Source organism: Nocardia sp. NPDC127606 (assembly GCF_042671725.1).
GTDB lineage: Bacteria > Actinomycetota > Actinomycetes > Mycobacteriales > Mycobacteriaceae > Nocardia.
Genome location: NZ_JBHXWQ010000012.1, coordinates 15850 through 27725, shown reverse-complemented (window position 1 = coordinate 27725; position 11876 = coordinate 15850). Strand labels below are relative to the sequence as shown.

The window sequence follows — 11876 nt, the reverse complement described above, 5'->3', positions numbered from 1 at the left end:
GAGGAATTCATGAAGGTGGTCATCGCCGGTTCGTCCGGCCTGATCGGGACGGCGCTCGTCGCGGCACTGCGCCGCGACGGGCACCAGGTCTCCCGCCTGGTGCGGCGCACTCCCGCCGCACCGGACGAATTCGCGTGGGATCCCGCACGCGCCCAGCTCGACGAGCGGGCGTTGCGCGGGGCCGACGCGGTCGTGAACCTGTGCGGTGCGGGCATCGCCGACCGTCGCTGGAACGGCGGTTACAAGCAGTTGCTGCGTGACAGCCGCATCACCCCCACCGATGTCCTGGCCACCGCGGTGGCCGCCACCGGCGTTCCGACGCTGGTCAACGCCAGCGGTTCGCACTATTACGGCGGCGAGACCGGTGATGCGATCATCGACGAGACTTCGCCCGCCGGAACGGATTTCCTGGCCACTCTGTGCCGGGACTGGGAAGCCGCCACCGAGCCGGCGGCCGAAGCGGGCGCGCGCACCGTGCTGCTCCGCAGTGCCGTGGTGCTGGCCCGCAACGGCGGCATGCTCGGCAAGTTGCACCCGCTGTACTGGGTCGGTCTGGGCGGACGCCTCGGCAGCGGGCGCCAGTACCTCCCGTGGATCTCCCTCGACGACGAGGTCGGCGCGATCGTCTTCGCGCTCACCCACCCCGAGATCTCCGGCCCGATCAATGTCTCCGGCCCCGCCCCCGTCACCAACGCGGAATTCAACCGCGCCCTCGGCCGCGCACTACACCGGCCGACCCCGTTCATCGTCCCCGGTTTCGCCCTGCAAGCCCTGGTCGGTGAGCTGGCCGACTCGATCCTGCACGGCCCACGCGCCATCCCCGCGGCACTGGAAGACGCCGGGTACACCTATCAGCACCCGACCATCGGCGCCGCGCTGGCAGCCGCCGTCGGCAAAGGCTGAGCCGATGCTGATCCGCGACGCCGACAAGGCCGACCTCCCCGCCGTCCTCGCCATCCACAACACCAACATCGCCGAGTCGACCGCGATCTGGGACACCGACGAAGTGGACCTGGACGACCGCCTCACCTGGTTCGCCACCCGCACCGATGCCGCCATGCCGATCCTGATCGCCGAGATCGACGGCGAGGTCGCCGGCTACGCCTCCTACGGCCAGTGGCGTCCCAAATCCGGCTACCGGTTCACCGTCGAGAACTCGGTCTACGTCGACAGCCATTTCCAGCGCCGCGGCGTAGCCACCACCCTGCTCACCGAATTGATCGCGCGCGCCATCGATTCCGGCCGCGTCCACGCCATGATCGCCGCCATCGAATCCACCAACAGCGCGTCGATACTCCTGCACGAACGCTTCGGCTTCCACACCGTCGGCGAACTCCCCGAGGTCGGCCACAAATTCGGCCGCTGGATGGACCTGACCCTGATGCAGCGCAACTTCCCGATCGAACCCTGAGACCCTCTTTGGCCGCGCCGGGCCCCCGGCGTAACGTCAGAACGGTGAACGACACGCGCCCCACCGCGTCCGCTCGATTCGATACGACCCCGATCGTGGTCGAGGATCTCGGACTCATCGATTATCACGCCGCCTGGGAGCTGCAACGGCAGACCGCCGATCAGCGCGCCGCAGGCGAAGGTTCCGACCGGCTGTTCGTGCTCGAGCATCCGTCGGTCTACACCGCGGGCCGCCGCACCGAGACCGAGGATCTGCCGATCGACGGCAGCCCAGTGGTGCAGGTCGACCGCGGCGGCAAGATCACCTGGCACGGTCCCGGCCAGCTGGTCGGCTACCCGATCATCCGCCTCGCCGAGCCCGTCGATGTCGTCCACTACGTCCGGCGCCTGGAAGAGGCCCTGATCCAGGTCGTGTCCGGGCTCGGCATCACCTGCGGCCGCATCGATGGCCGCTCCGGTGTGTGGCTGCCCGCCACCGAACTGCTCGCCGAGCGCAAGATCGCCGCGATCGGGGTGCGCGTGCAGCGCGGTGTCGCCCTGCACGGCATCTCCCTGAACTGCAATTCCGCGCTCGACGGCTTCCAGGCGATCGTGCCCTGCGGCATCAAGGACGCCGGCGTCACCACGCTGACCCGCGAACTCGGCCGCGAAGTCACCGTCGCCGAACTCAAGCCTCTCGTGGCCGCCGCGATTGTTGCCGCGCTCGACGGTGAAATTCCCGTTCGGCCCCATGACATTGATCGCACCACCGCCCCTGCGAACGCGCAGGCCCCGAGCGTAGAGTCGGTCCGGTGACTTCCGTCGATGCCTCTGCCCCCGCCGGACGCAAGCTGCTGCGCATCGAAGCGCGCAACGCGGAGACACCGATCGAGCGCAAACCCAAGTGGATTCGCACCCGTGCCACCATGGGCCCCGAATACACCGAGCTCAAGAGCCTGGTGAAGTCCGAGGGCCTACACACCGTCTGCGAAGAAGCGGGCTGCCCCAACATCTTCGAATGCTGGGAAGACCGCGAGGCCACCTTCCTCATCGGCGGTGAGCAGTGCACCCGCCGCTGCGATTTCTGCCAGATCGACACCGGCAAGCCCGCCGCCCTCGACCGCGACGAGCCCCGCCGCGTCGCCGAGAGCGTCCAGTCGATGGGGCTGCGCTACTCCACCATCACCGGCGTCGCCCGCGACGACCTCGACGACGGCGGTGCCTGGCTCTACGCCGAGACCGTGCGCGCCATCAAAGCGAGCAACCCGGCTACCGGCGTCGAACTCCTCATCCCCGACTTCAACGCCGACCCGGCCCAGCTCGCCGAGGTCTTCTCCTCGCGCCCCGAGGTCCTCGCGCACAACCTGGAAACGGTGCCGCGCATCTTCAAGCGCATCCGCCCCGCCTTCCGCTACGAGCGTTCCCTCGCCGTGATCACCGCCGCCCGCGAGGCGGGCCTGGTCACCAAGTCCAACCTCATCCTCGGCATGGGCGAAACCCCCGAAGAGGTCACCGAGGCGATGCGCGACCTCCACGAAGCGGGCTGCGACATCCTCACCATCACCCAGTACCTGCGCCCCAGCCCCCGCCACCACCCGGTCGACCGCTGGGTGAAGCCGGAGGAATTCGTCGAGCATTCCAAGGTCGCCGAAGAACTCGGCTTCGCCGGTGTGATGGCAGGCCCGCTGGTCCGTTCCTCGTACCGGGCAGGCCGCCTCTACGCCCAGGCGATGGCCCACCACGGCCGCGAGATCCCCGAAGCGATGGCCCACCTCGCCAAGGAAGGCACTGCTTCTCAGGAAGCCAGCTCGGTCCTGGCTCGCTTCGGCAGCTGACCTAGACTAAGGGTCCCCTCACCCCCTCGGAAGGACCCATGTCGAAGTTCGAGAACGTCTCCGTCAGCAAGAAGGCCAACGTCTACTTCGATGGCAAGTGCGTCAGCTACAGCCTCGAGTTGCCCGACGGCGCTTCGGTGTCGGTCGGCGTGATCCAGCCGTCGTCGCTCACCTTCACCACCAACGCTCCGGAGATCATGGAGCTGGTCGCGGGTGAGGCCAACGTGACGTTGGCCGGTACGACCGAGGCCATCACCTATCGTGCGGGCGAGTCGTTCAAGGTCCCCGGCGACAGCTCGTTCGACATCGAGGTCGTCGACACCCTGCACTACGTCTGCTACTACGGCTGACTAACCCGGAGCCGGGGCGACCATCTCGGTCGCCCCGGATCGCCGGATCTACTTCACAAGGAACTCGTCCTTGTACAGCCGGTTGGGCCGCGGGGCGGTAGCCTCGCTCAATTCCACCTGAAAGTCACTCTCGCGCTTGGTCCTCGGTCGGTAACTGCCACCGAAGGTGACCATCACCGACCCGCCGACACCGGTCGTTCCGCGAGCCGACGTCGTTTCCCGGCCGGCGTTGAACACCGTCGCCACATCGCGTCCGTCGTTGCCGACAGCGATCTTGCCGTCATGGAAGAACTGCACGAAGGTCCCGTTGTCCGCGCCGACGGTGGCAGCCACCGTGTGACCCTTCTCCGGGTCGAGCTCGAACTCCGCGTCACACTGCTGACGCCGATCCACGGGACCGGGCTCACCGAGCGTGCGCCCGATACCGAGCAGCACAGTCTCGCCGAGAGCGTTGTGCCGCTCGCGACCTTCTTCCGTCCACAAATGGGTGGTCGACCAAACCTTCACGCGCCCGTCATCGAAAAGCGACACCCGGTCGTCGGTGCCGTTGCTGATCAGATATTTCGCACTGTTGGGGGCCATACTCCCCATCTTCCTCGCTTTCGCGCGCCGAGATCACCCGTTCGGGTGAGTCGATCGCCCAAAACGCGCTACATGCCAGGTCAAAAGCTTTTGTGCGGTACACCAACGGTAAGGCCACCGTCCACCACGAACTCCGCACCGGTCGAATACGAGGACTCGTCGGACGCCAGATACGCCACGAGTGCCGACACCTCATCCGGCTCGGCCGCCCGCGCGAGCGGAATCTGCAGGAAGTCCGCGGGAATCCCCTCGGTCATCGGCGTGGAAATCAGTCCCGGATGCACCGAATTCACCCGGATCCCCTGCGGCGCGAGCTCGAGTGCCGCCGACTTGGTGAGCCCACGCACCGCGAATTTCGTCGCCGTGTATCCGTGCAGACCCGGACTACCCCGCATCCCCTCCACCGAGGAGATGTTCACAATCGACCCACCGCCGGCAGCCTTCATCGCCGGAACGGCCGCCTGCATCCCGAGAAACGTCCCGGTCAGATTGATATCGATGATCCGCTGCCACTCGTCCAACGCGAAGTCCACCAACAGATTCCCGTTGACGATCCCCGCATTGTTCACCAGCACATGCAGCCCACCGAACTCCTCGACCGCGGCCGCCACGATCGCCGCCCACTGCTCCGGCTCACGAACATCGAGATGCCGGTAGGCGACCGCGTCCCCGAGTTCCTTTGCCACCGTGGCGCCTTCGTCATCGAGCACGTCCCCGATCACCACCGACGCCCCCTCGGCGACAAACCGCCGAGCATGCGCCGCCCCCATCCCGCGCGCACCACCACTGATCACCGCGACCTTGCCGGCCAACCGTCCCATGTCCACATACTCCTTCGTAGAAACCGAACCTCCTCACACCGTAGGAGGACAGCCCACACGATGGGCAGCATTGCTAGAACGCGTTCCAATTTCGCTCCATGCGCGGACGATCCCGGCGAGCGCCACGACCGGAAACAGGAACAACCAGAGGTTGGGAATCCACCACATCAGGCTGTACTCACCCCGAATCACATAGAAGTTCAGCGCCATCAGCCCTGCGGCGGAGGTCAGCGACAACGACACGATGATCAGCGGGATCGAGAGGGCCGAGCGCCTGCCGAGCGCGAGCCCGGCCAACCCCAACCCGATCGCCGCGGCATCGAGTCCGAGAAACGACCAGTTCCACTGCTGGAGAAACTCATCCGACCCGACGCTGATCAGCCCCAGTGCGGTGACGACCCAGTAGGCGAGAAAGCCGAGGTCGGTCACCCACATCACTCGCTTCACCACCCGCAGTTTTTGCATAACCACGGTTACATAATACTGGGTATGTAAACTCTCCTGTCAATGCCGAAAATCGTCGATCACGAAGAGCGTCGCCGCGCGATCAGCGCTGCGGCGTGCCAGGTCATCGCCACCAAAGGCTTGGCGCACACCACCGTCCGCGACATCGCGGCCGAGGCCGGATGCACCACCGGCATGGTCGTGCACTACTTCGCGGACAAACGCGCTGTGCTGCGGGCGGCGCTCGGCGCGGCATCCACCGCTGTCGCGGACCGCGTGACCCGCATGGCCCCCGAGTCCGCCGATCTGTACGAGCTACTGAGTCAGTGCCTGCCGATGGATCGAACCCGTCGTGTCGAATGGCAGGTGTGGATCGCCTTCTGGGACTGGGCCACCCACGACACCGAGCTCGCCGACGAACAACGCGCGCGTTACCGAGCCTGGCGCGCGGCACTCGAACTGGTCCTGACCACCGCCGGCTACCGACCGGGCCCCGACCTCGACAACGCGGCCGAATCCCTCACGATCCTCATCGACGGCATCGGCATCCAGGCAGTCTTCGATCCCGAGCGATTCCCCCCGGAACGTCAGCTGGAACTCTTACGGAACCAGGCCGAACCGATTCTGGCCGAGCTCGAGACGAAATCCTGACTTCGCGCGATCAGCAGGCGATGTTGGTCGCGCCCGACGACTCGAACGAAATGTGCACGTGGTCATAGTGGTTCTGCGTCGGGCTGCCGCGATCCTCCATGTAGGACCAGCCGTTGCCGTCGTTGTATCGCTGCTGCCAGATCACGTAGGTGACACCGAAGCGCGCCTTGTTGGCCAGAACGAAGTCGGCGATGGTATTGCCCAGGGCAAGGTTGCCCGTCATCACATCGAGCGCCTGCCCCGCACCATGGTCACCGTCATAGCGACCGTGCGCACCACCGATATCCGAGACCCCGAACATCTTCTGCAACAGGTTTCCGACCTGCGCCACATGCGGCAGAGTCCCGTTGAACTCCGTCCCGCACAACACCTTCACCTTCAGCGCCGACAACGCCGCCATCTCGTCATCCGCCCTGACGATCGGCCCCGGCTGCGGCGCATCGTGCGTCGGCGCGGCGGCGATCGGGTCGACCTCGATGGCCGACGTAGACAGCGGTTCGACCGAAGCCACTGCCTCGACCTGCGCACCCGGCCGCATCACCATCATCAACATGCCGGGAACGGTCGCCGCGAGACTGCATACGGCGAGCGGCAGCCGACTCTTGGGAGCCGACGGTTTGCGATGCGAAGCAGTCACGTTGTCTATCACCAGTCATTGTCGAGAGCAGGTCACCGTAAGATTACGAAATGGTCGCGGAAAAGTCACGCCCAGATACGCACCAACAGTTGGACCAGCATCTATCACCCAGCGCGATCCCGCAATCCTTTCGCCGCGTGTCGTTACAAAGACGGCCTGTCGCGATGATCGGCGCAGTGGTGTCTCACCTCTCCGGGACCAACCCGTCAAGGATCGGCATCGCGAAGTCCTCCGCGATCCCGCGTCTGCGTGGAACCCTTCGATCCCACCATCTGGGAGCCGGATTCTGCAGTCGGGTCGAACTGCCGACGCGCGCTATCGGCTTGTTCGCCGGGCAGCGGTCCAGCGCACCCGGACTGCATCCGTCCACCCCACCGACTACCGGATATACCACCTCTGACGAGCACCGCACCGAATGTCGGTGCCCCTTGCTACTTTTCGTGCATTCGATCTCCACGAGCTCAGCGAGGACGCATGACCGCCGAAACCACCTATCTCGAACTGTCCGACGACGCGGGCTCCTCGCACAAGTTCTACGAGGTAATCGTCACCGGAACGAACGTCAACATCCGCTACGGCCGCATCGGCGAGCAGGGCCAGTCCAAAGCGAGCTCCTTCGCCACCGAGGACAAGGCGAAGTCGGCCGCGCGGAAAAAGATCGGTGAAAAGGTGCGCAAGGGCTACGCCCCCGCCGTCATGGGCGCGCGCGAACGCCGCACCGTCACCCGCCGCAGCATCACCAGCCAGCGCTCCACCGCCAAGTCGGCCCCCGTGCTGTGGCGCTTCGACTCCGGCGCCGCCGCCTTCGGCATCTTCGTCGACGAGCAGCGCTGCTGGGTCGGCAACGAGGACGGCGAGGTCTTCACCCTCTCCCCCGGCGGCGTTGTCACCAACAGCTACAGACTGCCCGACGCGGTCAAATGCATCGTCGCCGACGACTTCTGGATCTACGCGGGCTGCGACGACGGCCGCGTCTACGACCTGTCCGGCAAGGTCCCCCGCGCCGCCTACGACGTCTCCGCCGACGACGTCTACTGGCTCGACATCCACGACGGCATCCTCGCCGCCTCCGACTCCGCGGGCGGCCTGACCGTCATCGACCACGAAGAGGAATCCCTCTGGTCCGCGCGCAGCAAGGGCAACTCCGGCTGGATGGTCCGCGTCGACCCCACCGGCGTCTACCACGGCCACAGCGCCGGCGTCACCAAGTACCACCTGGAAACCGGTCGCTCCCAGTGGAATTCGTCCACCCGCGGCGCGGTCCTGTTCGGCTGGCAGGAATCCGACACCGTCTACGCGGGCACCTCCCACAACCAGGTCGAGGAGATCACCAAGCAGGGCACCGCCACCCGCACCTACCAGTGCGACGCCGCCGTCTTCTCCTGTGCCGCCTCCCCCGACGGCCGCTACGTCTTCGCCGGCGACTCCCACTCCTCGGTCTACTGCTTCGACGCCACCGGCACCCGCCTGTGGAAACTCGCCACCGGCTGCGGCTCCGCCTACTCCATGCAGTACCACGACGAGAAGCTCTACCTGGTCACCACCTCCGGCGCCCTGGCCTGCCTCGACGTCAGCGAATCCGCCATCCGCGACGCCGACCAGGGCGTCCTCCCCACCACCCGCTCGGTGAAAGCCCCCGAATTCTCCGCCGTAGCCCCCAGCACCACCCTCGAACTCACCACCGACGTAGGCACCGGCGTCATCGTCGAATGCCTCCAACACGGCGACTCCCTCCGCGTCCACGTCGTCTCCCCCGGCTACGACCCCGCCTGGAACGTCCAATTCCCCCGCGACATCCGCCTCGCCGGCGCCCGCTACGTCGTCGACGCGGTCTCCGAATCCGCCCGCGGCGGCTTCTACCGGGTCCGCGGCGACATCCGCCGCCTGGGCTGAGTCCCCCACTGCGGCCCAACCCCGCCGTCATGCCGAGTCCACCACCCATCGACTAGACGACGATGGCCTGGACCCCGATCACCAAATCGGAACACGCGCACGAACGTCGCAGCCTCACCGCCAGCCACGAACGACTACCGTCCGCCAGTCACGAGGTGACGGCTGTGGCTGGCGGCGGGCTGCGTGCTCGGGCTGGGTCAGATAGAACGCCGACTGCCGGTGCCGCCGCAGGTTGTGTTCCATCGCGAGTCGCCGATGCCTCAGACTTCACCCGAATCCGGGTTCAACGCGGCCAGGGTGACAAAGATCGGCACCCCTGGATCGGCCGTGATCCCCCGCCCCCGCAGAAACGCATCGATCATCCCCCACACCAATTCGTGCACCCTGCTGACGAATTCTCCGGAATCCGGTTTCGCGTCACTCAGCCACAGATCAGTCAGCACGATCATCACACCGACGATCGCCCGCGCCAGATATTCGATCCCCTCGGCATCCAACGGAATCGAATCCGCGACCGCCCGAGCCCTTTCCGCGAAGCGACCCGCCACCGCACTGGCGAGGTCGTACTGGCCCGTCGCACCCTCGCGATTCGCACTCGTCTGCGTCAGGAACCGGAAAACATTGGGGTGGGCGAGAATTCCGACGGCGTAATCGGTGAGTGCACGATCGATAGCGGCGTTGGGTGGCTGCAACAGCAGGGTCAGGTCCGTTCCCGTCGCGGCGAACGCGGAGTCGGCGAATCGAGCACCGATGGCCGCATAGAGGTCACCTTTGTCGGTGAACTGCCGATACAGCCGCGGCTTCGTGATCCCGGCCTCGACCGCGAAAGCATCCATGCTCGGATGAGGCCCATCACGATCGAGCACCCGAATCGCGGCGTCGACGATGACATCCCGGCTCACCGGCGGAGGTCGTCGACTGGCGCGGGTCACGGTCGAGACGATACACGTACCAGCAGTATGATCGAAGTTTTCCATGTGTCACACATGAGCACCTCTTTACAGAAGGCACCACGTACCGGCAGTATCGGTGTCCGTACCGGCAGTACGAACTTCCGGACATCGCATCGAAGGAGACGGTCCGTGTCGGATGCCCTGCGCCAACTCACCGCAACACTCGGCGCCCCACCGCCACCCGACTTCGCCACCCTCACCCCCGACGAGCTGGCCCTCCTCGACAACTACGTCCGCGCCGCCCTCGACCACCGCAAGACCGCCCTCGACGGCGCCCTCGACTCCGGCATGCGCCTCATCCCCCGCCTGGCCCGCCCCGCCGTGAAGAAGGTGCTCGGACTATGACAGCGACCCACCACACCACCGTCGAACTAGCCAAACTGGCCCGCGTCCTCGACCGAGACCCCGCCGACCTGGACTTCCTCGCCACCCTCCTACCCGCGGCCCTCCGCGAATTCCGCGACCAGATCACCGATCTCACCGCCCGCCGCGAGGCCCGCCGCATGCAGCGAGTCGGCGCCGCCGCCAAACTGGTCCCCGCCCCCATCGCCGCCAAGATCACCGAAGCCGCCTTCGGCCCCGTCCTCGCCGCCGCACTCGCCGGCTCCGTCGATCCAGCCCGCGCCGTAGCCATCGCCAGCGCCCTCTCCCCCAGTTTCCTGGCCGACGCCACCCTCACCCTCGACCCCCGCCGAGCAGTCGAACTGATCGCCCGGGTCCCCGGCCCGATGGCCGCAGCCGTCGCCAGCGAATTGATCAGCCGCGGCGACTATCTGACCATGGGCAACCTCGCAGGCTCGGTCCCCGACTCGGTCCTGCGCGCAGCCCTCCCCCACGCCTCCGACCTCGACATCCTCCAGGTCGGCTACTACCTCGAGGAAACCTCAGCAGCCGACCGCCTCCTCACCATCGTCACCGACCGCGTCCCCGGCGTCATCCGCGCAACCCACGACGCAGGCGAATGGCCCAAAGCGATCACCCTGCTAGCCCTCCTCGGCCCCACCGAACGCTCAAAACTGGCAGATGTCGTAGCCGCCCAAGACGACGAAGTGATCGACGGCCTAATCGCCGCAGTAGAAGAAGTCGACGCCTGGGACACCCTCCTCCCCGTAGCAGCAGGCATGTCCCCGCAACCCCTACAACGCCTGGCCCAACGCCCAGCCATGCAAAACCCCACCCTCCTCACCAAAATCGCCGACCTAGCCCTAACCCAAAACCTCTGGCTCTCCCTACTCCCCCTAGCCACCCACCTCTCCCCCACCCAACTCCACACCGTCGCCGCCCGAGTAGCCACCGAACCCGACGACTCCCTCACCACCCTCATAGAGCAAGCCCACGCCGAAAACCACTGGCCCACGCTCCTCCCCGTAGCCCTCGCCCTCTCCACCCCCGACCGCAAACGCCTGGCTTCCCTCCCGGTAATGCACCGCCCCGCCTACCTCACCGCCGCCATAGAAGCCACCGCCACCCACAACCTCTGGCCCGAAGCCCTCCCCCTCCTCAACGACCTCCCCACCACCACCCACGACACCCTCGCCGCCACCATCAACGCCCTCACCGACAACGAATTCTTAGCCGCAGTCCAGGCAGCCCCCGCAGCCGATTGCAGCACAACCCTGATACAAGTCCTTCTCCGCCAGGACTTCTCCGCTCGATCCCGCTCCCTCACCCTCATCGACGAAGCCGACAACCTGGAAGCCCTGATCGGCACCATCACCACACAAGATCCCGCAATCTGGCAAGCCTTGTCCGACATCCGCTCAGAAATCCCCGAACGTCTCCGCAGCCTGCTCGCAGCGCAAGCGACTCAATGCGGTCAACCGGGACTCGCGGACAATCTGACCGCCAGCTGATCGTCCGAGGACCTATCAGCGTCCTCGTGACTTGTCAGGCGTGAAGGACGCTCATGCGGGATATGCCTTGCGGGACAGCGCATTCCGCAGCGGGGCGTGAAAGCCTCGTCATCGCGGTCGCCCAACGGGGTTGTCGGCGATGGATAAGGAGTCGGATGGGGAACATGCTCGCCCGGACCCGGCAGCCCGGCCACGCATCGACCCCATCCGCGACGCCCGGCAACCCCCTACCGTCATCGACATGACCGAGTACGCAGCGACATCGAGATCACCCGCCCCGCGCATGCGGGGGCGGGGGCGGGCCTGGCCCGCCCGGGATGCTGCCGCGACCACGACTGAGTCCGCTTGCCTCACACCCCGTCACCGCCCGAGGCTGCGATCGCGTACTCGCCACGCCAGGCCGCCCGCATCCACCGCCACCGAGGACCCGATGAACTACCCACACGTGAATCCACCGCAGTACTCGCA

Annotated in this window: 14 protein-coding genes; 9 read left to right on the top strand and 5 right to left on the bottom strand. The window is 66.4% G+C overall.

The features are described from left to right. Positions 1-9 precede the first annotated feature (9 nt). From ACFVJ5_RS33560 to ACFVJ5_RS33540, 5 genes are read left to right on the top strand one after another with little or no spacing between them, the layout of a single operon-like run. Positions 10-903: a TIGR01777 family oxidoreductase gene (locus tag ACFVJ5_RS33560; protein ID WP_379226452.1), complete on the top strand. Its 894-nt coding sequence runs from the start codon at positions 10-12 to the stop codon at positions 901-903. Positions 904-907: 4 nt separating this feature from the next. Then, a complete protein-coding gene (locus ACFVJ5_RS33555) occupies positions 908-1411 on the top strand; it encodes a GNAT family N-acetyltransferase (protein WP_379226450.1) in 504 nt (167 codons plus the stop codon). A 44-nt stretch (positions 1412-1455) separates the two neighbouring features. After that, positions 1456-2205 (top strand): lipoyl(octanoyl) transferase LipB, encoded by a 750-nt coding sequence (gene lipB, locus ACFVJ5_RS33550; RefSeq protein ID WP_379226448.1) that lies wholly within the window; start codon positions 1456-1458, stop codon positions 2203-2205. Next, a complete protein-coding gene (gene lipA / locus ACFVJ5_RS33545; RefSeq protein ID WP_358127197.1) occupies positions 2202-3224 on the top strand; it encodes a lipoyl synthase in 1023 nt (340 codons plus the stop codon). The genes lipB and lipA overlap by 4 nt, the downstream gene beginning before the upstream one ends. 38 nt (positions 3225-3262) lie before the next feature. Beyond that, on the top strand, positions 3263-3574 hold the full coding sequence (locus tag ACFVJ5_RS33540) for a pyrimidine/purine nucleoside phosphorylase (RefSeq protein WP_379226446.1): 312 nt from the start codon (positions 3263-3265) through the stop codon (positions 3572-3574). Between the two features lie 48 nt (positions 3575-3622). On the opposite strand, the gene ACFVJ5_RS33535 is transcribed toward ACFVJ5_RS33540, so the two are convergent. The 3 genes from ACFVJ5_RS33535 to ACFVJ5_RS33525 all read right to left on the bottom strand — a co-directional run bounded on the left by ACFVJ5_RS33535 (position 3623) and on the right by ACFVJ5_RS33525 (position 5412). Continuing rightward, positions 3623-4156 (bottom strand): hypothetical protein, encoded by a 534-nt coding sequence (locus ACFVJ5_RS33535; RefSeq protein WP_062991977.1) that lies wholly within the window; start codon positions 4154-4156, stop codon positions 3623-3625. A gap of 80 nt (positions 4157-4236) precedes the next feature. Then, positions 4237-4977, bottom strand: a complete 741-nt coding sequence (locus tag ACFVJ5_RS33530; protein ID WP_379226444.1) for a glucose 1-dehydrogenase — start codon at positions 4975-4977, stop codon at positions 4237-4239. A 33-nt stretch (positions 4978-5010) separates the two neighbouring features. Beyond that, entirely contained in the window at positions 5011-5412 is a 402-nt protein-coding gene (locus ACFVJ5_RS33525) for a DUF5360 family protein (RefSeq protein WP_379226442.1), read from the bottom strand. A gap of 72 nt (positions 5413-5484) precedes the next feature. Between ACFVJ5_RS33525 and ACFVJ5_RS33520 the strand changes: the two genes are divergently transcribed. After that, entirely contained in the window at positions 5485-6072 is a 588-nt protein-coding gene (locus ACFVJ5_RS33520; protein WP_379226440.1) for a TetR/AcrR family transcriptional regulator, read from the top strand. Positions 6073-6082: 10 nt separating this feature from the next. Here the strand turns inward: ACFVJ5_RS33520 and ACFVJ5_RS33515 are convergent, their stop codons facing one another. Then, entirely contained in the window at positions 6083-6709 is a 627-nt protein-coding gene (locus tag ACFVJ5_RS33515; RefSeq protein ID WP_378636434.1) for a hypothetical protein, read from the bottom strand. 474 nt (positions 6710-7183) lie between these two features. Here ACFVJ5_RS33515 and ACFVJ5_RS33510 point away from each other — a divergent pair, with 474 nt between their 5' ends. Then, positions 7184-8602: a WGR domain-containing protein gene (locus ACFVJ5_RS33510; protein ID WP_379226438.1), complete on the top strand. Its 1419-nt coding sequence runs from the start codon at positions 7184-7186 to the stop codon at positions 8600-8602. 260 nt (positions 8603-8862) lie between these two features. Here ACFVJ5_RS33510 and ACFVJ5_RS33505 read toward each other — a convergent pair whose 3' ends face one another. Continuing rightward, positions 8863-9534: a TetR/AcrR family transcriptional regulator gene (locus ACFVJ5_RS33505; protein WP_379226437.1), complete on the bottom strand. Its 672-nt coding sequence runs from the start codon at positions 9532-9534 to the stop codon at positions 8863-8865. Positions 9535-9684: 150 nt separating this feature from the next. Between ACFVJ5_RS33505 and ACFVJ5_RS33500 the strand changes: the two genes are divergently transcribed. Beyond that, on the top strand, positions 9685-9900 hold the full coding sequence (locus ACFVJ5_RS33500) for a hypothetical protein (RefSeq protein WP_378636426.1): 216 nt from the start codon (positions 9685-9687) through the stop codon (positions 9898-9900). Next, entirely contained in the window at positions 9897-11408 is a 1512-nt protein-coding gene (locus ACFVJ5_RS33495) for a hypothetical protein (protein ID WP_379226435.1), read from the top strand. The genes ACFVJ5_RS33500 and ACFVJ5_RS33495 overlap by 4 nt, the downstream gene beginning before the upstream one ends. The last annotated feature ends 468 nt before the right edge of the window (positions 11409-11876 follow it).